The organism is Reyranella sp. CPCC 100927, from assembly GCF_007859315.1.
Taxonomy (GTDB): domain Bacteria; phylum Pseudomonadota; class Alphaproteobacteria; order Reyranellales; family Reyranellaceae; genus Vineibacter.
Map to the genome: position 1 here is coordinate 416,434 of NZ_VOHA01000004.1, position 26,918 is coordinate 443,351.

The 26,918-nt window shown below is 64.8% G+C and carries 30 protein-coding genes; 14 read left to right on the forward strand and 16 right to left on the reverse strand.

The features are described from left to right. Positions 1 to 97: 97 nt before the first annotated feature. A complete protein-coding gene (locus FQU96_RS14800; protein ID WP_146542040.1) occupies positions 98 to 922 on the reverse strand; it encodes a MipA/OmpV family protein in 825 nt (274 codons plus the stop codon). 114 nt (positions 923 to 1,036) lie between these two features. On the opposite strand from FQU96_RS14800, the gene FQU96_RS14805 reads away from it, so the two are divergent. From FQU96_RS14805 to FQU96_RS14815, 3 genes are read left to right on the forward strand one after another with little or no spacing between them, the layout of a single operon-like run. Continuing rightward, positions 1,037 to 1,642 (forward strand): TetR/AcrR family transcriptional regulator, encoded by a 606-nt coding sequence (locus FQU96_RS14805; protein ID WP_146542041.1) that lies wholly within the window; start codon positions 1,037 to 1,039, stop codon positions 1,640 to 1,642. Further along, positions 1,639 to 2,109, forward strand: coding sequence for a DUF2147 domain-containing protein (locus FQU96_RS14810; RefSeq protein ID WP_146542042.1), 471 nt, complete (start codon positions 1,639 to 1,641; stop codon positions 2,107 to 2,109). Before FQU96_RS14805 ends, FQU96_RS14810 begins: the two co-directional genes overlap by 4 nt. Beyond that, positions 2,081 to 2,917: a glucose 1-dehydrogenase gene (locus FQU96_RS14815; protein ID WP_255468301.1), complete on the forward strand. Its 837-nt coding sequence runs from the start codon at positions 2,081 to 2,083 to the stop codon at positions 2,915 to 2,917. Before FQU96_RS14810 ends, FQU96_RS14815 begins: the two co-directional genes overlap by 29 nt. 24 nt (positions 2,918 to 2,941) lie before the next feature. Here the strand turns inward: FQU96_RS14815 and FQU96_RS14820 are convergent, their stop codons facing one another. Further along, positions 2,942 to 3,763, reverse strand: coding sequence for a hypothetical protein (locus FQU96_RS14820; RefSeq protein ID WP_146542043.1), 822 nt, complete (start codon positions 3,761 to 3,763; stop codon positions 2,942 to 2,944). 485 nt (positions 3,764 to 4,248) lie between these two features. Here FQU96_RS14820 and FQU96_RS14825 point away from each other — a divergent pair, with 485 nt between their 5' ends. Then, positions 4,249 to 4,920, forward strand: coding sequence for a response regulator transcription factor (locus FQU96_RS14825; RefSeq protein WP_146542044.1), 672 nt, complete (start codon positions 4,249 to 4,251; stop codon positions 4,918 to 4,920). Between the two features lie 12 nt (positions 4,921 to 4,932). Here the strand turns inward: FQU96_RS14825 and FQU96_RS14830 are convergent, their stop codons facing one another. Then, positions 4,933 to 6,579 carry a hybrid sensor histidine kinase/response regulator gene (locus FQU96_RS14830; protein WP_218574720.1) on the reverse strand — a complete coding sequence of 549 codons (1,647 nt, stop codon included), beginning with the start codon at positions 6,577 to 6,579 and terminating at the stop codon, positions 4,933 to 4,935. Between FQU96_RS14830 and FQU96_RS42475 the strand changes: the two genes are divergently transcribed. After that, entirely contained in the window at positions 6,547 to 6,777 is a 231-nt protein-coding gene (locus FQU96_RS42475; protein WP_218574721.1) for a hypothetical protein, read from the forward strand. The two genes, FQU96_RS14830 and FQU96_RS42475, sit on opposite strands and share 33 nt — an antisense overlap. Positions 6,778 to 6,827: 50 nt before the next feature. Here the strand turns inward: FQU96_RS42475 and FQU96_RS14835 are convergent, their stop codons facing one another. After that, entirely contained in the window at positions 6,828 to 7,763 is a 936-nt protein-coding gene (locus tag FQU96_RS14835; protein WP_146542046.1) for a LysR family transcriptional regulator, read from the reverse strand. 129 nt (positions 7,764 to 7,892) lie between these two features. Here FQU96_RS14835 and FQU96_RS14840 point away from each other — a divergent pair, with 129 nt between their 5' ends. The 3 genes from FQU96_RS14840 (at position 7,893) to FQU96_RS14850 (ending at position 11,116) form a co-directional block, all read left to right on the forward strand. After that, the gene (locus FQU96_RS14840; protein WP_146542047.1) at positions 7,893 to 9,017 is read left to right on the forward strand and encodes a hypothetical protein; all 1,125 of its coding nucleotides are present in this window, start codon (positions 7,893 to 7,895) and stop codon (positions 9,015 to 9,017) included. Positions 9,018 to 9,044: 27 nt separating this feature from the next. After that, positions 9,045 to 9,587: a UGSC family (seleno)protein gene (locus tag FQU96_RS43045; RefSeq protein ID WP_146542048.1), complete on the forward strand. Its 543-nt coding sequence runs from the start codon at positions 9,045 to 9,047 to the stop codon at positions 9,585 to 9,587. A 542-nt stretch (positions 9,588 to 10,129) separates the two neighbouring features. Then, the gene (locus tag FQU96_RS14850) at positions 10,130 to 11,116 is read left to right on the forward strand and encodes an LLM class flavin-dependent oxidoreductase (RefSeq protein WP_146542049.1); all 987 of its coding nucleotides are present in this window, start codon (positions 10,130 to 10,132) and stop codon (positions 11,114 to 11,116) included. A gap of 47 nt (positions 11,117 to 11,163) precedes the next feature. Here the strand turns inward: FQU96_RS14850 and FQU96_RS14855 are convergent, their stop codons facing one another. Next, positions 11,164 to 12,672, reverse strand: coding sequence for an ATP-binding cassette domain-containing protein (locus FQU96_RS14855; protein WP_146542050.1), 1,509 nt, complete (start codon positions 12,670 to 12,672; stop codon positions 11,164 to 11,166). A gap of 390 nt (positions 12,673 to 13,062) precedes the next feature. On the opposite strand from FQU96_RS14855, the gene FQU96_RS14860 reads away from it, so the two are divergent. Further along, positions 13,063 to 14,259 (forward strand): CaiB/BaiF CoA-transferase family protein, encoded by a 1,197-nt coding sequence (locus FQU96_RS14860; RefSeq protein WP_178130519.1) that lies wholly within the window; start codon positions 13,063 to 13,065, stop codon positions 14,257 to 14,259. Here FQU96_RS14860 and FQU96_RS14865 read toward each other — a convergent pair whose 3' ends face one another. Further along, positions 14,260 to 14,463 (reverse strand): hypothetical protein, encoded by a 204-nt coding sequence (locus FQU96_RS14865; RefSeq protein ID WP_146542052.1) that lies wholly within the window; start codon positions 14,461 to 14,463, stop codon positions 14,260 to 14,262. Between the two features lie 90 nt (positions 14,464 to 14,553). Between FQU96_RS14865 and FQU96_RS14870 the strand changes: the two genes are divergently transcribed. Further along, positions 14,554 to 15,813: a serine hydrolase gene (locus tag FQU96_RS14870; protein ID WP_146542053.1), complete on the forward strand. Its 1,260-nt coding sequence runs from the start codon at positions 14,554 to 14,556 to the stop codon at positions 15,811 to 15,813. Between the two features lie 123 nt (positions 15,814 to 15,936). Here the strand turns inward: FQU96_RS14870 and FQU96_RS14875 are convergent, their stop codons facing one another. Continuing rightward, a complete protein-coding gene (locus tag FQU96_RS14875; RefSeq protein ID WP_146542054.1) occupies positions 15,937 to 16,953 on the reverse strand; it encodes an LLM class flavin-dependent oxidoreductase in 1,017 nt (338 codons plus the stop codon). 184 nt (positions 16,954 to 17,137) lie between these two features. Here FQU96_RS14875 and FQU96_RS14880 point away from each other — a divergent pair, with 184 nt between their 5' ends. Both FQU96_RS14880 and FQU96_RS14885 read left to right on the forward strand, forming a co-directional pair. Further along, the gene (locus FQU96_RS14880) at positions 17,138 to 17,809 is read left to right on the forward strand and encodes a CoA transferase subunit A (RefSeq protein ID WP_146542055.1); all 672 of its coding nucleotides are present in this window, start codon (positions 17,138 to 17,140) and stop codon (positions 17,807 to 17,809) included. Positions 17,810 to 17,811: 2 nt separating this feature from the next. Beyond that, positions 17,812 to 18,489 carry a 3-oxoacid CoA-transferase subunit B gene (locus FQU96_RS14885; protein WP_146542056.1) on the forward strand — a complete coding sequence of 226 codons (678 nt, stop codon included), beginning with the start codon at positions 17,812 to 17,814 and terminating at the stop codon, positions 18,487 to 18,489. A gap of 24 nt (positions 18,490 to 18,513) precedes the next feature. Here FQU96_RS14885 and FQU96_RS14890 read toward each other — a convergent pair whose 3' ends face one another. From FQU96_RS14890 to FQU96_RS14900, 3 genes are all read right to left on the reverse strand, one after another. Then, positions 18,514 to 19,239 carry an ABC transporter substrate-binding protein gene (locus tag FQU96_RS14890; protein ID WP_146542057.1) on the reverse strand — a complete coding sequence of 242 codons (726 nt, stop codon included), beginning with the start codon at positions 19,237 to 19,239 and terminating at the stop codon, positions 18,514 to 18,516. Between the two features lie 96 nt (positions 19,240 to 19,335). Beyond that, positions 19,336 to 20,130 carry an anti-sigma factor gene (locus tag FQU96_RS14895; protein ID WP_146542058.1) on the reverse strand — a complete coding sequence of 265 codons (795 nt, stop codon included), beginning with the start codon at positions 20,128 to 20,130 and terminating at the stop codon, positions 19,336 to 19,338. Continuing rightward, the gene (locus FQU96_RS14900; protein WP_146542059.1) at positions 20,127 to 20,675 is read right to left on the reverse strand and encodes a sigma-70 family RNA polymerase sigma factor; all 549 of its coding nucleotides are present in this window, start codon (positions 20,673 to 20,675) and stop codon (positions 20,127 to 20,129) included. Before FQU96_RS14900 ends, FQU96_RS14895 begins: the two co-directional genes overlap by 4 nt. A 138-nt stretch (positions 20,676 to 20,813) precedes the next feature. Between FQU96_RS14900 and FQU96_RS14905 the strand changes: the two genes are divergently transcribed. Together FQU96_RS14905 and FQU96_RS14910 are read left to right on the forward strand one after the other, a co-directional pair. Then, positions 20,814 to 21,698, forward strand: a complete 885-nt coding sequence (locus FQU96_RS14905) for a metallophosphoesterase (RefSeq protein ID WP_146542060.1) — start codon at positions 20,814 to 20,816, stop codon at positions 21,696 to 21,698. A 2-nt stretch (positions 21,699 to 21,700) separates the two neighbouring features. Then, positions 21,701 to 22,072 (forward strand): cupredoxin domain-containing protein, encoded by a 372-nt coding sequence (locus tag FQU96_RS14910; protein WP_178130520.1) that lies wholly within the window; start codon positions 21,701 to 21,703, stop codon positions 22,070 to 22,072. A gap of 12 nt (positions 22,073 to 22,084) precedes the next feature. Here the strand turns inward: FQU96_RS14910 and FQU96_RS14915 are convergent, their stop codons facing one another. The 6 genes from FQU96_RS14915 to FQU96_RS14940 form a co-directional block, all read right to left on the reverse strand. Beyond that, positions 22,085 to 22,639 carry a TetR/AcrR family transcriptional regulator gene (locus FQU96_RS14915; protein ID WP_146542062.1) on the reverse strand — a complete coding sequence of 185 codons (555 nt, stop codon included), beginning with the start codon at positions 22,637 to 22,639 and terminating at the stop codon, positions 22,085 to 22,087. A 58-nt stretch (positions 22,640 to 22,697) separates the two neighbouring features. Further along, the gene (locus tag FQU96_RS14920; protein ID WP_255468319.1) at positions 22,698 to 23,447 is read right to left on the reverse strand and encodes a class I SAM-dependent methyltransferase; all 750 of its coding nucleotides are present in this window, start codon (positions 23,445 to 23,447) and stop codon (positions 22,698 to 22,700) included. A gap of 77 nt (positions 23,448 to 23,524) precedes the next feature. Next, the gene (locus tag FQU96_RS14925; RefSeq protein WP_146542064.1) at positions 23,525 to 24,274 is read right to left on the reverse strand and encodes a crotonase/enoyl-CoA hydratase family protein; all 750 of its coding nucleotides are present in this window, start codon (positions 24,272 to 24,274) and stop codon (positions 23,525 to 23,527) included. Then, the gene (locus tag FQU96_RS14930) at positions 24,259 to 25,026 is read right to left on the reverse strand and encodes a helix-turn-helix transcriptional regulator (RefSeq protein ID WP_146542065.1); all 768 of its coding nucleotides are present in this window, start codon (positions 25,024 to 25,026) and stop codon (positions 24,259 to 24,261) included. The genes FQU96_RS14925 and FQU96_RS14930 overlap by 16 nt, the downstream gene beginning before the upstream one ends. A 264-nt stretch (positions 25,027 to 25,290) precedes the next feature. Beyond that, complete coding sequence (locus FQU96_RS14935) at positions 25,291 to 25,977, reverse strand: DUF2161 domain-containing phosphodiesterase (RefSeq protein ID WP_146542066.1); 687 nt, start codon at positions 25,975 to 25,977, stop codon at positions 25,291 to 25,293. Next, positions 25,977 to 26,846: a LysR family transcriptional regulator gene (locus FQU96_RS14940; protein WP_146542067.1), complete on the reverse strand. Its 870-nt coding sequence runs from the start codon at positions 26,844 to 26,846 to the stop codon at positions 25,977 to 25,979. The genes FQU96_RS14935 and FQU96_RS14940 overlap by 1 nt, the downstream gene beginning before the upstream one ends. Positions 26,847 to 26,918 lie beyond the last annotated feature (72 nt).

Here is a 26,918-nt window from a genome sequence, read left to right on the forward strand (position 1 = left end):
GCGGCATTGTCATGCATGGCACCCGCCACCGTCGATGGTCTTTTGTGGAGAGTGGGACAGGGAGCACCGGCGTCTGCCCGCGCTCCCAGGTGGCCGGTCAGAAAGTATAGCCGAGCGACAGCGCACTGAAGGGCTGCAGGCGACGGCGTGTGATCGGGCTGTGGGCCGCGTCACCCAGCAGGTAGCCTGCGCCAGCCGTGGCGTTCAGAGACCAGTGATCGGTGAACTTCCATGTCGCGCCGACGGCGAAATCGGTGCGCTTGAAGCCGGCGCTGGCTTTGAATCGCGATAGTCCGGAGCGCGCGGATTGCGTCGGCGTGACACCGAAGAACGTCTTCATGTGATTGTCGTCGGCCCAGGTGGCGGCGATGTCAGCCCACATCGCGAAGCGTTGCGACACCGGCAGCGTCGCGGTGACGCCGACGGTACCGACCAGACCGTCACTGCCGCCGAAGTCACGTCCGAGGCTGGTGTGCAGCGTGAAGGCATCCAGGGTGTAGCTGGCAAACATCCGCCCCTGCACGGCGGCGTTGACGTTGCCAAGCCCGCGCAGGTGGCGCCGGTCGTATTTCTCGCGCCGGCCCCAGCCGTAGGTGACCGACGCGCCGAGCGTAAAGGCATTGCTCTTCAGGGCGTAGAAGCCCAGGCCGTTCTCCGTATTGAGGAACACACGGTCGCGCCAGGTGATGTCGATCGCCGGCATCGGCAGCACCCTGAAGTCGCGGGCGCCTTCATACTTAGGCGCCACGGCCACGCCGGCGCCAAGCGTGATGTCCCATGACGAGGTCCCGGCGCGCGGCGAACTGCTGGCGCCACTCCCGGCCGTCATCTGCGCCGCGGCATTGCCGGCGAGCAACAGCAGCACCGCCGACAATGTGACGCCAGGGGCGTTGATCCCGGCCACCGATCGTTTCTCGGCCATATCCCGTTCCACCTCTTGACGAACTGCCCCTTGACGAGGCCCGGCGGCGATATCATTATTAATTAGACTAGTCGATTAATTATTGAAAATGAGCAAAAACAAAGGGATGAGCCGATGCGGAAGGTTGATCCGGTCAAGCATGAGGCGGCACGACAGCGGATTCTCGAGGCAGCCGTGACGTGTTTTGCCCGCCGCGGGTTCCACCAGACGACGACTGCCGAGATTTGCGCCGAGGCGGGCATGAGCCCCGGCAACCTGTTTCACTACTTCGGCAGCAAGCAGGCGCTCATCGAGGCGCTGGTCGAGGAAGACCGGCGCGAGATCTCCGAATGGTTTGCCCGGACCAAGGACACCGACGATCTGTTCGCGGCGCTGTTGGACCTGCTGGATTTGTGCGTCGAGCAGGTGGCGAACCCGATCGTGACGCGCATCGGTGTGGAGATCATGGCCGAGGCCCTGCGCAACCCCAAGATCGATGCCCTGGTGAAGCGCAATGAAGCTGAGCGGCATGCGGCATTGCTCGACCTGCTGCGCACGGCGGCCGCGCGCGGGCAGGTCGATGCCAGTCTCGACTTGCCGAAGGCTGCGACCTGGGTAGCCGCACTGATCGACGGTGCGTTCGGCCGCGCGGCGCTCGAGTCATCGTTCGTGCCCGCTGAGCAGACACCGATGCTGCGGCTGCTGGTCACCCGTTTTCTGCGACCTGGAGATAAACGATGAGTGTCGTGTTTCGGCGTTCGGCGATGTCAGCGATGGTCGGCCTGATCGGGATGGCGATCGGCGCCGCCGGTAGCCGCGCGGCGCCGCCATCCGTCTACGGTTTCTGGCTGACAGACGATGCCGACGCCATCGTCGAGATCCTGCCGTGTTCGGCCAACAATCCGTGCGGCCGGATCGTGTGGATGCGTGAGCAGGGGCCTGACATCCGTGACGTCAAGAACCCTGATGCCAAGCTGCGGAGCCGGCCGATCTGCGGTCTGGATCTGCTCGGCGGCTTTCAGACCAACGGCAGCGGCTGGGTCAACGGCTGGCTCTACCATCCCGACGAGGGCAAAACGTACAAGGAGGTCTCGCTGACGGTGAGGTCCGCCGGCACCGCACTCACGGTCAGCGTCGGCGGCGGCTTCTTCAGCAGCAGCGAAACCTGGAAGCGCGTCGATGCGCCGTCCACCCGCTGCGGGCGTTGAGACAGTGAACGTCATGGGACGCATGGACGGCAAGGTGGCCCTGGTGACCGGCGCGGCATCAGGCATCGGTCGTGCGACAGCGGTACGGTTCGCGCGCGAAGGCGCCGCCGTGGTTTCCACCGATATCGATCATGAGGGCGGCAACGAGACACTGTCGTTGGTGAAGCAGAACGGCGGGCGTGGCATCTTCCTGCACCATGACGTTGCCAGCGAAGCCTGCTGGATCGACGTGATTGCCACAACGCACGCCGAGTTCGGCGGCCTGCACGCGCTGATCAACAACGCCGGCATCGCCATCAGCGGTGATATCGTCGAGCGTTCCTACGAATCCTGGCGGCGCGAGCAGTCGATCAACCTCGATGGCGTCTTCTTCGGGGTGAAACACAGCATACCCTTGCTGGCGCGATCCGGTGGCGGTGCGGTCGTCAACGTGTCGTCTGTCGCCGGCCTGGTGGGCAACGCAGGGCTGGCCGGCTATGGCGCCAGCAAAGGGGCGGTGCGGCTGTTCACCAAGGCCGTGGCACTGGAGTGTGCCAAGGCGCGCAACCATGTGCGCGTGAACTCGGTCCATCCCGGCGTGATCGACACGCCGATCTGGGAGAAGGGATCAAGCGGTCGCGCCGGCGGCTGGGCCGTGCAAGCCGTGCGCAAGGCGCATGTCGCGGTCGTCGCACAGCTCGGCGTCCCGGTCGGGCGTGCCGGGCAGGCCGAGGATGTTGCCAACGGCATCCTGTTCCTGGCCTCGGACGAGGCCCGCTACATCACGGGCACGGAGCTGGTGATCGACGGTGGCCTGACTGCGCAGTGATGTGTGGCGGCCATCCGCCATTGTCTAACTCTTGGCTGCAACGAACCCGTAGAATTTTCTCAGGAAATTCTTTTTCTTCAGGGGGCTCGATGAATACTCGGGAATGGTTTGGATACCGCCCCAACTGAAGACTGACAGTGAAATGGGTGCATCATCGTCGAACGATTGGCCTGGCTTGATTGCAGTCGCGAGCGTCACCCAGTGTGTGGGAACAGCCGATACACTGTCGTCCTGCGTTGCTTGGTACATGACTGCGGAGTCGATCAACATCGCAACATGATGGCCACTCGAAAAGAAGGCGTTGGCCGACCTCACGTTCATCTCGGCCGTCAGCAAATTCGATTGCGTGACAGTGGCGCAGCTAGAGGTCGAGAAGCCGGCAGCCGTGAACCACGCCTCAAGGTCCCGAGGTGGAGTAACGCCGCCAAGCCCGAGATTGAAAGCGACAGCAGGCGTGACGTTGGCAGAGTCACGGATGCTGGCGAGCATGATCCAGTCTGCCTGATGGGTGTTTCCCTCAGGTTGCGAGGTGCGTACCCATTCTCCTGGTTTGATCTTCAGATCGCCAATCGTGGCCTGTCCAGTGTTGAACAAATCAATGGCAGCCTGCACATAGGCACTGGGTTTGTCGATAATCAAAGCCCGAACAAAAGAAGCAGGACCACACAGCGGTGTGCTCTTCTGGGCTACAGCGTTCGGATTTCCAAGCCGCGTCCTGAGGCCTGACACCAAGGTCGCGCGACTAAGTTTCGGCCAGACGCCTGGACCCTTCTGCGCCGCAAAGTCGTCAAGGAGAGCCGTTTCGTCGAACTTCTTGAAGAGAGATTCGATGCCGGGATAGCCCATCTGATTCACTCCTCTTTCGGGTTACTTCCGACCGCATCATCGGATGTGCGGTGCTCGATGCCGTCGTCTGGTTAGAACGTGGTGGCCACTTCCTGGCAGGGGCCCGTTCGTTCCCCGGCGCCGCGCAACCCGGTCACACGGTGCTCAACAGCGGCCGGACCGCTTGCAGGGCCTCGGGCGAGCAGACAAGGGCAGTCTGGCCGGCATCGAGATTGACGCTGGCTAATCGCCGGCCAACTCTGTCGCGGCGGCGCCAGCTGGTAAATCGAGCAGAGGTATGACTGCGGTCGAAGCGGCGCGCTGCGTATTGGATCGCGAATCCTTGTCGCTCAAGGGGATCCGACCCATAGTGAAGGCGTGGCTGGGCATACTTTTGTCCTGGGACCAAAGTACATACGCGCGCTCGACTGACGCGGGGCCTCACTTCTGAATTTCCAGGCGCGTCAGTAGAGTGCACCTGTGACAGTGGGAAGCGAACCCATCCGATGAAGGTTCTCGTCATCGACGACCACGCACTGATCCGCGAAGCGTTGCGCGGCGTTCTGCGCGAGCTGAAGCCGGAGGCAACGGTGTTCGAGGCGCGAGACTCGGAGCAGGCACTGCAAGTGCTGACGGATCATGCCGATACCGCCCTGGTTCTGCTCGATCTCAGTCTGCCGGACCGCGACGGATTCGCAGTGCTGGCCGATATCCGCCACCGGCTGCCCGCGACCGCCGTCGTTGTGCTGTCCGCATTCCATGACCGCCCCAATGTCGTTCGCGCGCTCGAGGGTGGTGCCCTGGGCTTCATTCCCAAGTCAGCCTCGCGCGAGGTGATGGTCAGCGCCTTGAACCTGGTGTTCAGCGGTGGCGTTTACGTCCCGCCGGAGATCCTGTCCGGGCACGACGCGCCTGCCGATGTCTGTGTCCGTGTGCGGCCAGGATCCTCTCCGGCCGACATCGGCCTGACGGATCGGCAGGTCGCCGTGTTGGCGCTCATGATGCAAGGCAAGAGCAACAAGGCGATCTGCCGGGTGCTCGACCTTGCCGAACCGACGGTGAAGAACCACGTCACCGCCATTCTGAAGGCACTGAAAGTCTCGAACCGCACCGAGGCCGTTGTGGCGGCGGGCGCGCTGGGCTGGGATTTGCGGCGGTCTGCCGACACAGACCGCTGATCGTGCGATCCTTCAGCCGGCTGCGGAGCTTGTTTGTCTCAGGAGCTGGGTGACGGTCGCGCGCAGGGTCATCGGGGTCACCGGCTTGTGCAACAGCAACAGGTCGCCGGCGTGCGCCTGGTGCATTCGCTCGGTCGTGGTGTCTCCGGTGATGAGAAACGCGGGGACCGCGGTGCCGTAAATACGGCGCAGCCGTTCGACGACGTCAAAGCCTGTCCTGCCATCCGCCAGGCGATAGTCGGAGATGATCAGGTCGGGCCGTGCGCCACCTCGGGCGAGAGTGGCCAGCGCTGTCTCTTCGGATTCTGCTGTGACAGTTTGGCACCCCCAGCCATGCAAGACGCCGCGCATGCCGTCAAGAACCAGCGTATCGTCGTCGATCACGACCACGAGTTTGCCGCGCACCGGATCGACGGTCACGGTGGCATCGGCCAGAAGCGCCGTCGACGCTGGCGCTGTTGCCTGCGGCAGCAGGACGGAGAAGCGCGAACCCTTGCCCGGCGTTGATGCCACGGTGACGGGGTGGTCAAGCAGGTGACACAGCCGCTCGACGATGGCGAGCCCAAGCCCCAGTCCTGCATGGCGATCCCGTTCCATGCGTGAGATCTGATAGAATTCGCCGAAGATGTTGCGCTGCTGATCCTCTGGAATGCCGATGCCGGTGTCCCAGACATCGATGCGTACGTTGGGTCCGCGCCGGCGGCAACCAATGACGATGCCACCCTGCATGGTGTAGCGCACGGCATTGGACACCAGGTTGAGCAGGATCCGTTCGAGCAGGATGGCGTCGCTGCGAATCCGTACCGTGCTTGGAACGATGCGCAGCCGCAGCTCTTTTTCGCGAGCGGTTGCGGCGAATGTCGTCTCGACTCTCTGGAGCAGATGGTGGACAGGGAAGTCCGTGAGAGTCGGCGCCAGCACGCCTGCGTCAAGCTTGGAGATATCCAGCAGGGCGTCGAACAACGCATTCATGGCACCGACGGCGGTGTCGATACGGGCAACCAGCCGGCTGCGTTCGCCTGCATCACGCTCGTCGTGCAACTGGGCGACAAAAAGGTTCAAGGCGTGCAGCGGCTGGCGCAGATCGTGGCTTGCGGCGGCCAGGAAGCGTGACTTGGCGAGGTTGGCTGCTTCGATGGCGCGGTTGCGTTCTGCGAGTTGCCGATTGCGTTCGGCAAGCTGCATGCGCAACCGCAGCGACTCGACAAACGAGTTCTGGATGAAGCGGGCGAAGTTGACGAAGAGGAAAAAGGTCACGGTTGCAGCAAGCGCGATACCCCAGTGGAGAGGGTCATTCTCCATGCCGAAACGGATCGCCGCAGCGGCGAGGAACGGCGTCACGAAGCCGACATATGCCGGCAAATTGACGGCAAGCGTCACCAGGCCGGATGCCACGGCACCCAACAGCATGGTGACGAGGAAGAGCTGATACTCAACCCGATCAGGTACATAGAACAGGAAGCAGGCGCTGGCCCAGATACAGCCACCGACGACCAGAGCCCACTGCACCCGGGTCATCCAGGTAGAGTCGTCGGTGTCGGACGTCCGGCGGCGATAGGCGCGCGTCATGATCGCGCGGACGAGCGAATAGGCGCCGAAAGCGGCGAGCCAACCCAAGAGAGCCCCGTGCGCGACCTGGTCCCAGAGCACCCACACCATGATCAATGCGGCCGCGATCCCGGTCAGGATCAGGCGCTGGCCCTCGACGTAAAGCACACGCACCTGCTCAGCCAGGATCGATTCGACCGGCATTTCGTGATCCTGCGGCGTCACATGCTGCGGCCGCTCGGGAGGGAGCACCGCGGCGCCGGTGAAGCGGGCAAGGATGTCGCGCAGGCTCGTCGCGCCTCGGCGTGATGCGTCTTCGGCACACTACGTCATATGGCAATAGGCGAATAGCCCCGGCATCAGTTGGCGGACGAGTGCCCGATGCTCCTGGGCGCCGGCGCACTACGGTAGTGCGACCGCAAGAGCGCGAGGAAACCGGTAGCGGCAGGCGACAGAGGGCGGTCGGGACGGGTGAGGATACCGACCTGCCGCATGATCCGCGGCTCACGCAGTGGGCGGGCGATCAGCAGTGCGTCGCGTCGCGACGGCAGCACGGAGGCAGGCACGATCGCGATGCCCAGGCCCCGGCCAATGAATTCATAGATCGTCGCGAACTGATTGACCGTGATCGCATAGGTGAGTCGCACGCCGGCGCCGGTCACAGCGCCATCGATCAGCCGTCGCAGCCCGGACTCCACAGGCATCGTGATCACGCTCTCGCCCACGAGATCGTTCAGCCGCAGCGTCGTTCGAGATGCCAGGCGGTGGCGGCGGGGAAGCACGACGTGGCAGGCCTCGGTCTGTAGCGGCTCGCCATGCAGTGGGGCTTCGCCGCCGGCCATGTCGCCAATGCCGAAATCGGCGGCGCCGCTGCGGACTTCATCGGCCACGCTGCTCTGCACGCCCTCGCGCACGAATAGTTCGATCCGCGGATAGGTGCGGCGGTAGGTGGCGATCACTCCCGGCAGGACGCTGTGGGCGATCGACATCAGGCAGGCGATGACCAGATGCCCGCGGCGCTGCTCGGCGAGCTCGCGTACGTTCTGGATCTGCAGTTCCAGCTCGTTCAGCATGCGCTCAGCTGCCGGCGCGAACTCGCGGCCTGCCGCGGTCAAGGCGACGTGGCGGGTGCTGCGGGCAAAGAGGACGACACCCAGGATCTCTTCGGCTTGCTTGATGGCGCGCGACAGCGCCGGCTGCGACGTCGCGAGGTCACTGGCCGCGGCGACGAAACTGCCATAGCGCGCCACCGCCACCACGGCGCGCAGCTGATGCAAGGACAACGCCGTGGGCATTTTTCCTCCGATCCGTCATGGCGGAAGCACTATTCATGCATTCATTGCAATAATAGGCGATATCAGGCTTGTATTGATATATGTGGTGCCGACGTGGTGACATGGTCCTTCGTGAACGGATGGACGACCATGGCCCAGACAGCAATCACGGCACGGCACCTGCCCGAGACCGACCAGAACCTGCCGTCAGACACGGATCTGGTCGAATGGTACTACGCCCAGGGCTACGCCGACGGCCTGCCCGTCGTGCCGCCGACGCCGGCCAAGGTGGCGGCCTGCATCGAGGCCATGGGTGGTGATCCGGCCTTCGTGGAATGCCGCGTGCCGCCGCGGTGGGGCAACCTGACCCGCGAGGTGCTGGCGATCAACATGGTGATGGCAGGGTGCCTGCCGCAGTACGCGCCCGTCGTGCGCGCCGCCATGCTGGCGCTGACCGACCCTGCCTTCAACCTCAACGGCGTGCAGGCCACCACCCACATGGCGTGCCCGCTGTTGGTCGTGAACGGGCCGATCCGTACAGCGATCGGCATGAATGCCGGCTGTAACACCTTCGGTTCGGGCAACCGCGCCAATGCCACGATCGGTCGCGCCATCCGGCTGATCCTGTTGAACGTCGGCGGTGGCTGGCCGGGCGATCTCGACAAGAGCACCTTGGGCCACCCCGGCAAGTACACCTACTGCATTGCCGAAAACGAGGAGGCGAGTCCCCTGGCGCCGTACCATGTCGAGAAGGGCTACAAGGCCGAGGACTCGACGGTGTTCGTGCTGGCGGCCGAGCCGCCACACAGCGTGACCAATCACGTCGCCAACGACCCGGAGGGCATTCTCGACAGCATCTGTTCGGCGATGAGCACGATCGCGCACAACAATGCCGTGAGCTCCGGGCATTGTGCCGTGGTGCTGGGGCCCGAGCACGCGCAGACCATCGCCAAGCACGGCTGGAAACGCCATGACGTCCGCTCGTACCTGTGGACCTATGCGCGGATCCGCTTTGGCGACATCGCGTTCAACCACCGCTACGGCAAGATCTACAACCGCAACCTGCCGGCTTGGTACAAACGCGATCTTGAGGCACGCATCCCGATCGTGCCCAGCGTCGACAATATCCACCTGTTCGTGGCCGGCGGTGAAGCGGGGCGCTTCTCCGCCTTTATCCCCGGCTGGGGGCATATGACCAATCCCGTGCTGCGCGCCATCGACGGTATCGCCCCGGCGGGCGTTGCGGATTGTGTCGACGGTGCCTGCGCGGTGTGACGCAATTCCAGCAAAAGGAGATTGATAATGACAGGAATCGGCGGACCGATCGTCTACGACCCACGGGGTATCGTGGAGGCGCAGAGCTGCCCGACGGCGCGGCGGCCGCAGGCCCTCGAGGGACTGCGCCTGGCCGTGCTCGACAACACCAAGTGGAATGCCAACAAGCTGCTGCGGCGCAGCATGACGCAGCTGAGCGAAGAATTCCGTTTCGCGTCGGTGAACTACTATCGCAAGGAAAGCTTCTCGCGTGTCGCGGCGCCTGGAGTGATCCGCGAGATCGTGGCCAACAACGATCTGGTGCTGACCGCGATCGGGGACTGAGGGTCCTGCACATCGTGCTGTATGCACGACGGTATTGAACTCGAGATGCAGGGATTGCCGGTGGCCGTGGTGGTCACTACGGAATTTCTGCACGAGGCACACGTCCAGCGCGCCGCGCTGGGGATGGACGGGCTGGAGCCCGTCGTCATCACGCACCCGCTCAGCTCGCTGACGGACGAAGAGATCGATGGTCGCGTGCGGCAGGTGGTCGAGCAAGCCCGCAAGGTATGGCTGGCACTCGGGTGATCAGCCACGGTCGATATGGCAGACGTGGCGGTGCGTAGCTTCGGCCAGCATGAGCTGGCCGAAGTCGGCGGCTTGACGCTACGCTGGACGCATGTGAGCTTGCGCTTCAGGCGACGCGGCGTGGTGTGCGAACGTGCGCAGGCGTGTGCTGCTGCCGGTTCGCGGCAACGCCTGTTCTCAATGATCGATAGCCCTCTTGTCGTGGGGCGCTGACTGCCGTCAGGCGCGCACTCACAGCCATCGCCAGGCGCAGCCACCAACGTGCCGACGTGCCGGCACGAACAGGTCTCAGGTAGCCACGGGCATGGGCAAGAGCCTGCTCGGAGCGGCTGTTGGGTTCGTCAGCGGCACGATCATGGACAGCCGAAGACAAGCCGATCGGTGGAACCATGGACTTGAAGCACATCGCGCGCTCCCTGAGATGTCGACCATAGGCTACCTGTGGCGTGAGGAGAAGCGAAGGGGTTAGTGGCGCCACTGCCGTGTTGCGCGGGCGCCCTTCATCGCCGCACACTGCGCCACTTTTTCGAACAGGAGCCGCGATGAAGATCGGCCTTTACATGGCGACGCAGTGGCGTGAGGGCGCCGACCTCGGTCCCGAACTCGCCAATCTGATTGAGCAAGCGCGAGCGGCAAAAGCCAACGGCTTCGCATCGCTGATGGTGGGACAGCATTTCGTGTCGCATCCGCTGCAGATGTTTCAGGCCATGCCGCTGCTGGCCCGTCTCGCGGCGGAGACGCAGGGCATGATGATAGGGCCCGGCCTGTTGCTGCTGCCGATGCTCAATCCCGTTGTGGTCGCCGAGGAGGCCGCCACGATGGACTGGCTGACCGGCGGTAACTTCGTGCTGGGCCTGGGATTGGGCTATCGGCAGGAGGAGTTTGATTCCATCGGTGTTCCCTTCAAGGAGCGCGTGTCGCGCTTCGTCGAGGGCATCGACGTGATCCGCAAGCTATGGCGCAACGCGCCGGTGGAGCATCAGGGCCGCTTCCATCGGCTGAGCGGCGTGCGGGCGAGTGTCACGCCGAAACGTCCTGGTGGCCCGCCGCTGTGGCTCGCCGGCGATGTCGAGGTCGCTGTGAAGCGGGCGGCTGAACTGGGCGATGCCTGGATGCCCTCGCCGATGCCGACGCGCGAAGCCGTCGGTCGGCTGGGCAGGCTTTTCCGCGACAGCCGCGCCGCCGCTGGCTTGCCGCCGGCGACCGAGTTTCCTGCCATCCGCGAATGCCATGTCGGCAGTGGTACCGGCAGGGCGCTCGACGAGGTGCGCGAACCCTTGGCGTTCAAGTACGAATCCTATGCGAAGTGGGGCAGTGCGCCGGCCGATGCTGTCCAGCAGGACTTCGACAAGTTCGCCGCCGAGCGTTTCCTGATCGGCTCCGAAACCGAGGTGGTCGAGCAGATTCATCGCTATGGTGAAACCACACCGCTCAATCACATCATGGCGCGCGTGCAATGGCCGGGCCTCGATCAGAAGACGGTGCTGCGCACCATCGACCGCCTGGGCCGCGTGATCGCCCGCCTGTGATGACAATCCCCTCTCTGCCTGCGGGCGCGGGTGGAGAGGGGATGCTCCTACGACAGGAGATGAAAAGACTTGGGCGCATCGATCTCCATCATCTTGTTGCCGTCGATCAACAAGAAGCGCGTGCCGAGCGTCGCCATGAAACTGCGATCATGGGAGACCAGGACGCAGGTCGCTTCGTGCGCCAGGATTTCCGCCTCCAGCCGCTCCTGCCCGGGGATGTCGACGTGGTTGGTGGGCTCATCCATGAGGTAGAGGTTGGGCTCGGCCAGGCGCAGCGCCAGCAGGCCCAACCGTGCTTTCTGGCCCGGCGACAGCCTGGCGATCGGCTGCTGCTGGCGATCGACGGCGAAACCGGCGCCAGCCAGCAGGCTGCGCGTGCGCGCATCGCCCAACCGATAGCGATCGCCGATTAACGTCATGGGCGAGTCGCCTTGTGGCAGGTGCGACATCAGCTGATCGATGTAGCCCGGCACCACCGTCGGACTGATCGATACGCCCGGTATGTCCTGATGACCCATCATCGCCTGTCGCAGCAGGGCGACGAATCGCGATTTGCCGACACCGTTGCGGCCTAGAACGATGATGCGATCGCGCTGCAGGATGGCGAGCTTGCCGCTGCGAAACAGCAGTCGTCCGTCCGGCGTGCTGATGGGAATGTCGTCGAGCCTGACCAGAACCCGCGCATGCGTACCGCGATTGGCGAGACGGATATCGCCTGACTTTTCGACTGGCTTGGCTCGCAGCGACTGTTCGATGCTGTCGGCCCGCTTGTGCATCTGCATGGCTTTTTTCTGCGAGGCGTCGCTGCCGCTGTTGATACCGATGTTTTTCAGGGCATTGGCGCTCTGGCGCAGCCGGTCCGCTTCGCGGCTGTCCTTGACGAATTTCGCTTCCTGGGCCGCATCGTCGTCGGCCAGCAACGCACGGGCGCGCGTATAAGGATGGGCGTAGCTGCGCGATATCTCCGGACGCAGGAACAGCGTGCGGGTGGTGCAGGCATCGAGGAGGTGGCGGTCGTGGCTGGCGATGACCATCGGGATCTGCCGCAGGGGATGATTGATCCAGGCCTCCAGCAGCGCGATCTTCGCCAGGTCCAGGTGATTCGTGGGCTCGTCGAGCAGCAGCGCATCGGGTTCCGTGACCCATGTTCGTGCGATCAGCGCCAGGCGCTGCCAGCCGCCGCTCAGGGCCTGCAGCGGTTGCTCGCGCATGTCGGCGGGCGTGTCGAATTCGTCGAGCACGAGATCGACGCGCCAGGCCTGGCTGTCGCGCTCGGCCGGCGCCAATGCGCGGCGGATGCTTTCGGAGAGCGACAGGCCCAGCAGGTTGGTCGGCACCTCCTGCTCGACGATGCCGACCTTCAATCCGCGCGAGCGCACGACGTCGCCGGTTGTCGGCTCCATCAGGCCGGCGAGGCACTTCAGCAAGGTGGTCTTGCCGGCACCGTTGCCGGCAACGAGGCCAAGGCGGTCGTCGTCGCCGACGACCAGAGTGAGGTTCTGGAAAAGAGGGGCGGGCGCAAGCACGCTCACATTGCGCAGGCTGATCGAGCCCATGGTCAACTCGCTGATATGTCCGGCTGAAACGAAGTCACGCTGAAGGCGCGGCGCCGCCAGCGTCAGATGCCGTTCAGGACAGACCAGCCGTACGAAGACGTCGGGACGTCAGTTCCGTGCGATGGCCAGCCCCACGACGTGCTGTCGCGGGGCGGCACAGGGACCGCGCGGGTGATGCTGATTGTATGCGCTCACGCAGCCCTCCCTGGTTGGATGGGAACCGAGGCGGGGATGCTTACGGGAAAAGGGTCATTTTTTCAAGCCGGCTCAGGACGCGGTGACCACAGCATGATGCCGTCATGGCGCATGGCCGGTATCCCGTGGGGCCCTTGAGCCCGACAAGAGGAGTGTCGTTCACTGTCCTGTCGTCCACGGGCATGGGAGGTGGTGGTGAGTTACGCGGCGCCGTTTGCCGGACTGAAAGTCGTCGACCTCAGTCAGGGGATCGCCGGCCCGTACTGCGCCATGCTGCTGGCCCAGTATGGTGCCGATGTCGTCAAGGTCGAATCGATCGGTGATGGCGACTGGGCGCGGGGGCTGGGTGTTCGCTACGGCAATCACACCGCCTATTCGATCATCGGCAACCTCGGCAAACGCAGCGTGGCCCTCGACCTGAAGGCACCGGCGGGCAAGGACGTCCTGCGGCGTCTGCTGGATGGCGCCGATGTGTTCCTCGAAGGCTTCCGGCCGGGTGTGATCAAGCGGCTGGGCTTCGACTACGAAACCGTATCGGCGCGTGTCCCGCGGCTGCTCTATGTCTCGATCTCAGGCTTTGGCCAGACCGGGCCGTTGGCCGAGCGGCCGGCGATGGATCCCGTGCTGCAGGCCTATACCGGCATGATGGTCGAGAATCGCGGTGAGGATGGCATTCCGCACCGCGTGCCGGTGATCGTCGTCGATATGTCGACCGCGCTCTACGCCTTCCAGGCCCTGTCGGCGGCGCTGTATGCCCGCCGCGATGAGGCGCACGGCCGCTATATCGATGTCAGCCTGATGCAGGCCGCCACCGCGCTGCAGTCGATCCGGATGATGGCGTGCCATCTGGAGGGCGGCAGCATGCGGCCCGGCGGCGTGCCGGGCGGCGTGTTCCGCACCGCCGACGGCTGGATGTCGATCGTCGCCATCAATGACCGCGACTGGCGGGCGTTCTGCGAGGTACTCGACATGCCGCAGCTCGCCGCCGAGCCGCGCTTCATCGACGCTGCTGCACGCCAGCGCAACGACGTGGCGCTCTACGGGATCATCAGGCCGGCTGTCGCCGCTCAACCGAGTGCCCATTGGGCGCCGCGGTTGGCGGCCGTGCGTATCATGCATGAACGCCTGAACTCCTACGCCGAATTCCTGGCGCAGCCCCAGGTCGCGGCAACCGATCTGATCCAGTGGCTTCATCAGCCCGGCGTGCCCCAGCCGGTACCCGTTCCAGCGCTGCCGGGCATGCCGATGCCGGTCGATGGGGCACCGACGGCCACGGCGCCGGTGAGCGGCCAGCATACCGATGCCGTCCTGCGCGAGCACGGCTACAGCAGCGAGGAGATCGCCCGGCTCGTAGCCAGCGGTGCCGTCGCTGGGATAGGCACCGGGCACTGATCACACGCGCGACTGTTGCTCACGCAGTGCCGCCTCCAGTGCGCGCAATTTGTCCTCCTGGCGTTGATGGGCGTCCATCAATGAGTTCACCACGGAGATCAGCGCGGTCAGCACCTCCCAGTGCTTGCCGCCCTCGGCACGTGCGGTGCGGCAAGCCGCCTGTACGGATTTGATCTGCTCGCGCAGCGATTTCATTTCGTCCATGACAGTCACCTGATTGTTGTTGGGAGGGTCTGTTCAAGAGATAGTGTACCGCATCGGCGGCCCTGAAGGCGCCGCGATCCGGAGGCGATCATGGGGTATCTGCGGCGGATCCAGACTGTGTGGCTGCTGGCCGTCGTGCTCGGCGCAATGCCGGCCCACGCGCAGATGCCGCTTCCGGTCGTAGACAGACCTGAGGACGTCGGCCTGTCGTCGAGCCAGTTGGCACGGGTCGAGGCTGTCACGCGCCAGCACATCGAGGCCGGCCTGGTGCCGGGTGCCGTGATGCTGGTTGCCCGCCAGGGCAAGATCGCGTGGTCGCAGACCATGGGGTATCGGGATCGCGGCGCGGGCGACGCCATGCGGCCGGATGCGATCTTCCGCATCTATTCGATGACCAAACCCATCGTCAGCGTCGCGGCGATGATGCTGGTCGAAGAAGGCCGGATGCAGATCAGCGATCCGGTGGCGCAGTTCCTGCCTGAAATCGGCAACATGAAGGTCGGCACCGAGAAGACCGACGCAGCAGGCAAGACCGTGCTCGAGCTTGTGGAGCCGACGCGGCCGATGACCGTGCAGGATCTGTTGCGGCATACGTCAGGCCTGATCTATGGCACGCGGGGCAGTTCGCTGATCAACGCGGCTTACGTCGACGCCAAGATCGGCGATCGCAATGCCACCAGCGAGGAATTTGTGTCGCGTTTGTCGCGTTTGCCGTTGCGCTTCTCGCCGGGCATGCGCTGGGAATATGGGGTTTCGACCGACGTGCTGGGGCGTGTCGTCGAGGTCGTCTCGGGCAAGCCGTTGGGCGCGTTCCTGCAGGAGCGCATCTTCCAACCGCTCGGCATGGTCGATACGGCGTTCCATGTACCCGCCGACAAGCTCGCGCGCGTGGCACAGCCGTGGCAGCGTCCGGGTAGCCCCCCGATGACACGGCGCTTCGATGTCGCGCAAGCGCCACGCTTCGAGTCGGGCGGCGGTGGGTTGACCTCGACGATGGCTGACTATCTGCGCTTTGCCCTGGTATTGGCCAACGGCGGTGAGCTCGACGGAACCCGCCTGCTGGGGCGCAAGACGGTCGAATTCATGACTGCCGATCACGCTACCGGCATTCCCGGTCGCCCACCTGGCCTGGGGTTCGGCCTGGGCGTCGAGGTCCGCCGTGTCGCCGGCGCGGCCAGCCTGCCGGGCTCGATTGGCGAATACGGCTGGGCCGGCAACGCCGGCACCTTGTTCTGGATCGATCCGAAGGAGGATCTGATCGCGATCTACCTGGTGCAGGTGAACGATGGCGATCGCATCATGCTGCGCAACCAGTTCCGTACCATGGTCCAGGCCGCGATCGTCGACTGACCCTGGGAGCGCGGGCGTCTCGCCCGCTCATATCATGTCAGGCGACAGCTTTGTCTTCGCCTTTGCGGGCGAGACGCCCGCGCTCCCAGGAGTATGATTCCATTGTACCGGAATCCGCCCCAATCATGCTGCCGACGCGGCTTTTTCGTCCTTCGCCATCGCCGCATGGATCTGCGACACGATCTCGAAAGAGCGCAGTCGCGCCGGGTGATCGAAGATCTGGCCCGCCATCATGATTTCATCGACCCCGGTCTCGGCGATGAACGCTTCGATGCCGCGGCGCACGGTTTCGGGCGATCCGACCTGAGCGCGCCGCATGGCGTGGAACACGGTGGCCTTTTCTGCCGGCGACCAGCGTCCCTCCATGCTGTCGACCGGCGGCTGTAGCGGGCCGGGGGTACCCCGGCGCAGATTGATGAATTGCTGCTGCAGCGACGTGAACAAACATTGCGCCTCGGTATCGGTGTCGGCAGCGACCACGGCAATCCCCGCCATGGCGTAGGGTCGTGCGAGGTTTTCCGATGGCTTGAACTCCCGCCGATAGATTTCCAGCGCGTCGAGAAGATGGTCAGGCGCGAAATGCGATGCGAAAGCGAAGGGCAGGCCCAGTACCGCCGCCAGCTGGGCGCCGAACAGGCTCGATCCCAGGATCCAGATCGGGATGTCAAGCCCGGCGCCCGGCACCGCCCGGACCGGTTGTCCAGGTTCGGCCGGCGCGAAGTAGGCCTGCAACTCGATGACATCCTGCGGGAAGCGATCGGCCCCGGCCAGATAGCGGCGCAGGGCCTGGGCGGTGCGCATGTCGGTACCCGGCGCACGTCCGAGGCCCAGGTCGATGCGACCGGGGTAGAGTGACTCCAGGGTGCCGAACTGCTCGGCGATCATCAGCGGCGCATGGTTGGGCAGCATGATGCCGCCGGAACCGACACGGATGGTGCGGGTGCCGGCTGCGACATGAGCGATGACAACGGATGTTGCCGCGCTGGCGATGCCGGGCATGTTGTGATGCTCGGCCAACCAGTAGCGCTTGTAGCCCCAGCGCTCGGCGTGTTGCGCCAGGTCCAGGCTGTTTCGGAAAGCGAGGCCGGCATCGCCGCCGGCGATGATGGGCGACAGATCAAGAACAGAGAAGGGAATCACGCGAGATCACCGTATGGATAGGGCAGTCGCCGTGGCGCTTTGGTTTCTCATATGGGTTTTGCGCGACAAATTCAAAAGCCAAGCACCCAGGGAATGCCTCGGTCCATGATTTTTCCTCACAACTGCCTAACGAAAAACCGTAGCCTGCGGCCCGAGAAACCGCTCGCAGAGTAGGGTAAAGCCCATGCCGATCGATAAGCGGGTCGCGACAGCGGCGGCCGCACTACAAGACGTGCAGGATGGCGCCACCGTGTTCATCACCGGCTTCGGCGGTGCTGGATTTGCCAATGTGCTGCTGCGCGCGTTGTGCGAGCGCGCGCCCAAGGACCTGACCCTGGTAGTGAACTCGGCGACGCACCCGGCATCATTGACCCACGAGCTCATCGCGGCGGGTCTGGTGCGCAAGGTGATCGCCAGCGCCGGTCGTGGTCGCGGCAACGAGTTGTCGCCGTTCGAAGTCCTGTTGCGCGACGGCAAGATCGAGTTTGAATGCGTGCCACAGGGCACCTTCGCCGAGCGCATCCGCGCCGGCGGCGCCGGTATCCCGGCCTTCTTCACGCCGGTCGGCTTCGGCACCGATCTTGCTGCCGGCAAGGAGACGCGCACCATCGATGGCCGCGATTGCGTGCTGGAAACGGCGATCAGCGGCGATCTGGCCCTGGTGCGTGCCGACCTGGCGGATCGCTACGGAAACCTGGTCTTCCGCCACGCACAGATGAACTTCGGGCCGGCGATGGCCACGGCGGCGACCCTGACCGTGGCGGAGGTCCGCGAGTCGCGCGAAGAGCCGATCCCGCCGGAGCAGGTGCAGGTACCCGGTGTCTTTGTCGACCGTGTCGTGGCGGTGGGAGCGTGACCATGAAAGCGCTCAACCGCAATCAAATGGCGTGGCGCGCGGCGCAGGACATCGCCGACGGTACGGTCGTCAATCTCGGCATCGGCATCCCGGTGTTGGCGTCCGATCACCTGCCGGCCGGCCGGGACGTCTTCTTCCAGTCCGAGAACGGAGTCATCGGCGTCGGTCCGGCGGCTGCTGCTGATCACGTCGAGCCGGACCTGGTCGATGCCGGCAGCCGCAAGGTCACCTTGCGGCCCGGCGGCAGCATCATCGATTCAGCGTGGTCGTTCGCCATGATCCGCGGCGGTCATATCGACGTGACCGTCCTGGGCGCATTCGAGGTGGCGGCCAACGGCGATCTCGCCAACTGGGATGCGCGTATCCCCGACAAAGGCCCGCTGGTGGGCGGCGCCATGGACCTGGCAGTGGGAGCCAAGGCGACCTGGGTGATCATGGAGCACAACACCCGCGACGGCCGTCCGCGCCTGCTGGAGGCCTGCAGCCTGCCGCTGACCGCTGTACGCTGCGTCAAGCGCATCTACACCGACATCGCCGTCGTCGATGTGACGGCGCAAGGCTTCGTCGCGCGCGAGGTGCTGAAGGGCATGACTGCCGAGACCCTGCGGTCACGCACCGGTGCTGCCATCGCGATTGCTGCCGATTGCCGGCCACTGGTGGCACCGGCGCTGAGTGCGTAGCCTCTCCACCGGGTGGGGAGGATCCTACGCCGGCGGTGCCACCGAGAGGCCGCGCACGTTGTGGCGTTCGATCAGGCTGGCCACGAAACCCGATGCCTTGGCCTCCTCGACGAAGCTGCGCAGGAAGGCCGCTGCGGCATCATTGCCACGCGCCGTGCCGATTGCCTGTTGAACGGCCGCGAACTGGCCGTCGAGGATGCGCGCGCCGGGAAGGTTCTGGACGTCCGACAGCAGCCGTGGCCGCAGGCCGGCGAGGGCTTCCAGCTTGTCCGCCACGAACTGTTCGTAGGCGGAATCGAGGCTGGTCGAGCGCACCAGCGCGGCATTCTTGATGTTGCGGTCCAGCCATAGGCCATAGGCGCTGCGTGCCGTGACGGCGATACGCACGCCGGCGCGATCGACGTCGGCGATCGTCTTCAGCGGCGATCCGGCCGGCACGAGATACGTGGCTTCAATCTCGACATAGGCGGCCGTGAAGGCGATCGTCTCGGCACGCTGCGGCTCGGCGCCGATCAGCCCGATATCCCAGGCGCTGGTCCCCGCCGCATCCGCAAGCTCGCCCGGTGTCTTGTAGGGCACGTACTTGACCGGCACACCCAGGCGCCTGGCGATCTCGCCCGCCATGTCGGGCGAGACGCCTTGCGGATCGCCCGAGGCACTCTTTCCTGTCACCAGCAGGAAATTGCTGAGGTTGATGCCGGCGCGCAGGACGCCCGTGGGTGCGAGTTGGGAAACGACGTCTGGAGACATGAAACGCTGATCCTCGAGGGAAGAAGTGTCTCATCGTAGAGTGGACTGTCGGCGATGTGCAATCGTCGGCTCAGCGCAGGCGCCATGCGGCCGCCGTCACCGTTCGGCATCCAGTCGCGCACCGAGCGCCGCCGCGAAGCGATCGAGATCACTCAGCGGCAGATCGGCGATGGCATGGAACGTGAAGCCGGCGTGCGACCAGCGACGCAGTCCGAACCCATCGCGCACCTCGCCTTGCGTCGTCAGGCTCCCTCTGTCCGGCCACAGGAAGAGGGCGATGACGTGCCGGTTACGCCGGTAGACCAGCACGGCGGTCTTGCGGCCGTCGATCACGTCGACCCTGCCACCGACCAGCGGGAAGCCATCGGTGGTGAGGTCGTGAACCGGCGGTGCGTAGGCGACACGGCCGCCAAACCAGGGCTTCACTGTGTGGCGATCCGATGATGCGACTTCCACCAGCCGCTCGCCTGACGTGACGCGCAGATAGCCGTCGACGACCTCGCGGGTGGCATCGGACTCCCCCGGCAGCGGCAGATAGCGGCCCACGGCCCAGCCGGCAGTCAAGGCCACCACGACCGTGGCCGCCCACCGCAGAACGTCTCGCCGGGCCGGGGTGGGGCGCGGCGCCATGGAGACCACCGTGGGCGCATCATCATGGGGGGCCAGGGTGTCCAGGATGGCAGTCCGAAGAGCGGCGGGCGCGCGCGGCGATGGTGCTTGCCGCAGGGCATCGCGCAACAGCCGCGCCTCATCCAGGCGCTGCTGGCAGTGCGGGCAACGGGGCAGGGCGCTCTCGATGGCAATCGACATGTCGGCCGACAACTCGCCATCGGCATAGGCGTCGATCAGGCTTTCGCAGGTGGCGCAGTCCATCTCGGTCATCGTCGTCATCCACCATCCGACTGGCGGCGGATCTCCGCCGCCAGGGCCGCCCGCGCCCGCGCCAGGCGCGACATCACCGTGCCGATCGGCACATCGAGAATTGTTGCGATGCGCTTGTAGGAGAGGTCCTCGATCTCGCGCAGCACCAGCACCTCCCGGGCCGCTTGCGGCAGGGCATCGAGCGCGGCCATCACCGAGCGGCGGGCGTCAGCTTCCAGTAAGGTCTTCTCCGGCGTGGCGGGGATGGCGGCCAGCGCCTCGGTGCCCGCCAGAACCACGTCGAGCGCCGCATCGGCATGGTCCAGGTCCGCCATGGGGGCGCCACGTGCCTGCCGGTGCGACATGAACGTGTTGCGCACGATGCTCAGCAGCCACGGCCGCGCGTCGGGGCCGCGGAACGTCTCGAAGTAGCGCCATGCCCGCAGGAACGCCTCCTGCGTGACGTCCTGCGCCTCGCTGTCGTCGCGCGTCAACCGCCGCGCAAAGCCGTAGGCGGCATCGAGGTGCGGTAGCGCCAGGGCGGCAAAACGCTGTGCCCGGACCTTGTCAGTCATGCCGTCGTACGCGGAACATCGATCCTAGACCGGACCGTGCGCCTTTTTATTCCATCGCGGTGCCATCAGGAATAACCGGCTTCCGGTGACGGTATCCCCTGCGCGTCTCCCAACCCAGACCGGACGCCAGGAGGGTGCATGACCACGGGTTACGACCGCCGCGAATTCCTCAGGCTCGGCGGCATCGCCGGCGTTGCCTTTGCCTCGGGTTTGTTCTCGACCGCCGGCGCGCGGGCACAGGCCGCCGATTTCCATTTCGTGCAGTTTTCCGACACGCATTGGGGTTATGCCGGTGCTGCCAATCCGGACGCCGCGCACACGCTGGAAAAGGCGGTCGCGACGGTCAACGGCCTGGCGTCACAACCTGACTTCATCGTCTTCACCGGCGATCTGACACATACGACGGATGATCCCAAGGAACGCCGGACGCGATTGGCGCGGTTCAAGGAGATCGTTTCGGCCCTGCGCGTCAAGGACGTCCGGTTCATGCCGGGCGAGCATGACGCGGCGCTCGATCGCGGCGAAGCCTACAAGGAATTCTTCGGCGCGCCGTATTACACGTTCGATCACAAGGGCGTGCATTTCATCGCACTCGACAACGTCTCCGACCCGGCCGCCAAGGTCGGTGACGAACAATTGGCCTGGCTGGCCGCCGACCTCAAGCAGCGCAAGCCCGACGACCGCATTGTCGTGCTGACACACCGCCCGCTGTTCGATCTCTATCCGCAATGGGATTGGACAACGGCAGACGGCGCCAAGGTCATGGAATTGCTGATGCCGTATCGCAACGTGGTGGTGTTCTACGGCCACATCCATCAGGAACACCATCACACCACGGGCCACATCCAGCACCACGCGGCGCAGTCGCTGATCTTCCCGCTGCCACAGGCAGGATCGCAGCCCAAACGCGGCCCGCTGCCCTTCGATGCGGCCAATCCTTATCGCGGCCTGGGAACGCGCGACGTCGGCGTCAGCCCGGCCAGCGGCTACGGCATCAAAGAACTGCCGGTCGCCAAGGCCTGATGATGATCGATCGTAGAACCACGCTGCGGTGGCTCATCGCGGCGCCGGCGGCGGCCGGTCTTGTCGTGGCCGCCGCCGGTTTGGCGGCCGAACCTGCCGCGCGCGAAATCCACATTTCGGCCAAGCGGTTCGAGTACACGCCATCAACCATCACCGTGAAACTGGGTGAGTCCGTCGTGCTGCTCCTGACCGCCGAGGATCGTATTCATGGCTTCAAGATGCCTGACTTCAACCTGCGTGCCGATATCGTGCCCGGTGTGACGACCACCGTGCGGCTGACGCCAGATCGTGCCGGCAAGTTCAGCTATTTCTGTGACGTCTTCTGTGGCGATGGCCATGAGGACATGGAAGGCACCATGATCGTCGTTGCGTAGATGCGCCGTCGTTCAAGCGCTGGTCGTCATGGCCATGAGTTCGGCGACCAGCGCTTGCTCGTTTGGCAGATCCAGGATGCCGGCGGCATACAGCGAGATGCCACCATAGAGGATCATGTATACTTTCATGACGGTTCGACGCCGTTCTGCCGATGTCTGGTCTGGGCGGCAGAAGACCCGCATTGCTTCTGTAATGACGCCGTGCGTGGCGGCCTGCAGCGGCGGGTTGTGCTTCATCGTGCCGTGCCGCCGGCTCGACATCAGGCTGTAGATCGACGGGTTGGCCAGTGCGAAGCGTACATACTGGCGGGTGTAATCCGCCGCCGTCGTGGCTTTCCTCAGGAGCGCCGCCAGTCGCGTGAAGCCTTCCATGGCGACTGCGTCGAGCAGCGCCTCGCGGTCTTCGAAGTGATTGTAGATCGACCGGTGGGCGACACCCACGGCCCCCGCGACCTGGCGCAAACTGAGCGTCTCGTGTCCTGTGCCAGCGACCAGGTCATAGGCCGCATCGAGTGCCGCTGCCTTCAGGTTGCCGTGATGAAAAGTATCCCGCTGGGATTTCGTCATGCGCCTTCATACAAAGAAGGTGATCACGATACCAGATCGGCGGTGGCCTCCAGATCAATCAGGCGACGCGCGCCTTGATGGCCCATGCACGGGCCGCCAGATGAATGGAGCCGTCGTCGCGATGCGGCAGCATGTCATACAGCGCCTGTTTCAGTCGCTCGCGAGCGTCTGTGGAGAGTGTGGCGCAATATCCAGGTGCCGGTCCGGCGCCCAGCGTGAACGGGCGCCAGAGATCGTCGAAGTCCTCGAACACGGTCGCGATCTCGAGCGGCGCGCATGCGATGGACGCCAGGCCTGCGTTGGTGGCCAGCGCCGTCAGCCCGTCCGGCGTGCAGTAGGGGAAACGCTTGTTTTCGGCGAGATCTCCCGCTGCCGCATCGAGACTGGCCGCGGCCGCCCAGAAGGCACGCATGAACGCGACGCCGCCACCGGGATAGTCCCACACGTAGAGCCCCACCGAACCACCAGGGCGCGTCACCCGTTTCATCTCGGCCAGCATCGTCTCCTTGTCATGCACGAAATTCAGAACGAGTGCCGACACGGTGATATCCCGGCTCGCCGTCTCCAGGGGAAGGTCCTGTGCGTCGCCAACCTGGAAGAAGGCCCGCTCATGGGGCGTGGCCGCCCGAGCCCTCTCAAGGAAGCCCGCGGACGAATCCACGGCGATCAGGCTCCTGGGTTGGCACTGCGCCAGGATGGAAGCGGACAGCGCCCCGGTCCCACAACCGACATCCAGCCAGTTCTGGTCATCCGGCGCCCCGAGCCAGTCCAGGAAGCGGGGCGCAATCGCGCGGCTCCAGCGCCCCATGTAGGAATCGTAACTGTCCCCGGCATTCCAGGCATCATGGCGCGTGACGGAATTCGTCATGGCGGATCTCCAAGGTGTCACCGGCGAGGCTGGGTGTCGCGCGGCTGCATGGCACGGCGCGCGACGCGTCCTTCGGCGTACGCCAGGGTGATGTCGGTGTCGATGGCGTCCCGGATGGCTTTGATGGCCGGCTCGCGGGCGCGCAGCTTGGTGGCGGCATGGGCTTCGAGATCGATGGCGGTCAGCGCCTCGGCTGCCTGCTGCGCCGCCGCGCCCAGATCCGCGGCGGGGACCGTCCAATCGAAGAAGCCGGCTGATACCGCCTCATCCGGGCCGAACATCTGGCCGGTCGCGACCGCGCGGCTGAAATAGGGCGGAGTCAGCCTCTGGCGTGCGACCTCGATGGCGAACCGGGGAACAGTAAGACCGATCGCAACCTCGTTCATCCCGATCTTGTAGCTGCCCTGGGCCGCGATCCGGATGTCCGATGACAGGATCAGGAAAGCGCCCATGGGAAACGCGTTGCCGTTGCAGGCGACGACGACAGGGCGTGGAAACGACAGGATCCTGAGCGCCAGTTCACTGCCCAGCTTCAGCATTTGGTGGATGTCGCCGGCGCTGCCGCGGGCAAACACGTTGAGATCAAAACCGCCGGAGAAGTGCCGGCCCCGTGCGCTGAGGATGACGATGGCACGATCGCTCTCCGCCTTGTCGAACGCGGCATGAAGCTCACTCAGCATGACGACCGACATCACGTTCGCCTTGCCGTCGTTCATGATGATTTCGCTGACCGGGCCAGCACGCAGATAGGTCAACGGCTTGGACATTGGCGGGTTTCCTCGTGCACTGAAGTATGGACGTCGGTGAAGGTTTGCAGCACGAGGCGGACCAGGTTCGCCTGTCGGCGGGTACCGGTCTTGTCCAGTGCGCGTTTGAGGTACTGGCGGGCACTGGACACACAGATGCCGAGCGTCTCGGCAACTTGCGTGATGTCCGCGCCGCGCGACAGCATTGCGGTAACGGACGCTTCGCGCGGTGTCAGGCCGTAGGTCGCACCGAGGCCATGCGTATCGATACGGACGGGGGCCGCCGGATCGACGACAAACAATGCGGCGCAGCGTAGTTCACACGAAGCGGTATCGGCCATGCCATCGAGACGCACGATGGTGACGACCAGCGGTGCGAGTCCTGAAGGGCGTTCCAGGTACAGACGGGTGGGTAGCGCGGTGGTGGACTGGACGGTTGGAGCCTGGGGCAACGCATCAGCGGCCAGCGATGTCACGGATGCCAGGATCGCGGCTCTCAAGACGCGTGTTTCGGCTGATGATCCGGCCTTTACACCGGTGTTGTCCGTAGCGAGGCCATCTTCGCACGCCAGAATTCGCGCGGCGTGACTGTTCACGAAAACGGGACGTCCGTCAGCATCCACCACGATGACACCGACATTGAGGCGCTCGAGCACGGCGCCATGAGCCTTCCCGACGGCATGGCTGCCGGCGACGCCCGCGGTGTTCGGCATCGGGACAGGGAAGAGAGGGGCGGTGCCCGTGCCATTCAGAACAGCAAGCAGGCCTGTCATCACGTGCCTCGAATAAAGTTCATGATCAAAGCATCCATTGGATACTTAACGCATCACGGCGAACGGCACAAGTCGCGTCGCTGCTGTTCGAGGAGCGTCCGTGCCGGCGCGACGGGAGCACCGGCTTGCTGGTGGAGCCTAGTGAAGCGGGCACCACAAGTCATAGGCGAGCGACGGGATTTCTATAGGCGCTCGAAAGAACGTCCAACGACAGGAAAATCGCGTCGGATCAAGTCGTTACAATACGGAAATACGGGAGCCGGATCACACGTGCTGAGCATCGGGTTCCGGTGAACGCGACACCTCGGTAGGCACCATACCGAACCGTTCCAAACCGCGCCGCCCTTCCGGGGTCAGGCCGTAGACGGCGCGTCCGGTGCGTTCGAACCAGCCATAGACATCCTGCTGCAGGAGGCGCCCGATGTGGGGACCGCAGCCTGACGTGCGCAGTGCCGAGAGTTTCATCGGGCCGTGGGCGGCCAGAAGACTGGCACAGCGCAGCGCCTCCTGCCGATAGGCTGTCATGATGGGTTGCCGTGTCGAGCCGCCGCGGGTCGGATCGCCGACGCGGCGTGCATGTTCGCCGAGCAGCCGATGAACACGCCTGGTGTTCTTGCGCGGCGTATAGGGCAGGGGATCGAGGATGACCTCGACATGCGCATGGGCCACGATCATCAGTCCCAGGCCCAGGCGTCGACAGAGCTTCTTCACGTCCCGCATGCGCTTGGGCCACGTACCGACGGCCAGGTAGACGGAGTCGGTCAAGGTGAGACGATCGACCCCCTGCATGACCAGGCCGAGGTTGAACGCGCGTTTCAGTTCGACCACGACAGGTGGCTCCGCGCCGCGCACGCCGACGAGGTCGCAGTGGCGCACCTCGCCCTTCACGACATAGCCTTGCCCCTCGAGCAGGGCTTTCACGGGTGCGTAGAGGTCGCTCTCCAGAGGCATTATCGCGGTCCTCCGATCCAGCCGAGCGACGATGTAGCGTCGACCACCGCATCGATCATGTCTTTCGGCAGGCCTGTTCGCCATTTCAGCCCGATCGCGCGCGCCAGGCCGAGCTTGGTCACCGCCAGCGAAACGACATCCCTTGTCGCGAGACTGCGCGGCGCAATGGCGATGCCGATTCCCTGCGCCACAAGGCGCAACGCCAGATCATCGCGTTGCGCCCGCGCCGCCGTCCGTATCGTGATACCCGCTGCGCTCAGACGGCCATTCTTCAGTTCGCACGTGCCGCGCATGACGATGGGTTCGCCGTCCAGATCCGCCGTGGTGATGCGTGCGGGCCGGCGGCCCGCCAGCCGATGATCTCGGGGGACGAGGGCGACGAACGGCTCTCGCCAGAGGACGCGCGTGGTCGTGGTTTCCTTGCCGACAAGCGTCCAGGCCGCGTCGATGCGCCCTGCGCGCAGCCATTGCACCAGGCGCTGCTGGTCACCTTCCCACAGCTGCAGGCGTGTGCTGGGCTGCCGGTGAGACCACACCTCGGTGAGAGATGACACGTCGCTCCCCGCAATGGTGGTGAGCACACCCACGCGCAACCGCGGCGATGCCTCGGGCTTGGCCCGGAATGTCAGGCGCGCGGCTTCGCATCGTTTCAGGATGTCGACGGCGTGCTGGTGGAAAGCCATGGTATTCGGCGTCGCGACCAGCCGACGTCCGTAGCGCTCGAAAAGCGGAGCCCCCAGCTCTTGTTCAAGGGTCCGGAGGCCAACGGAAATCGCTGGCTGGGAAATGTGCAGTCGCTTGGCCGCCTTGCCGACGCCACCGCACTCCACCACAGCCGAGAGGAATTGGAGATGTTGGATCTTCATCATATTTGATTATAAGAAAGTATCATAAACATATATTATACTTATAAAGAGAGCATGGCTAGCCTCCGGCCCGAC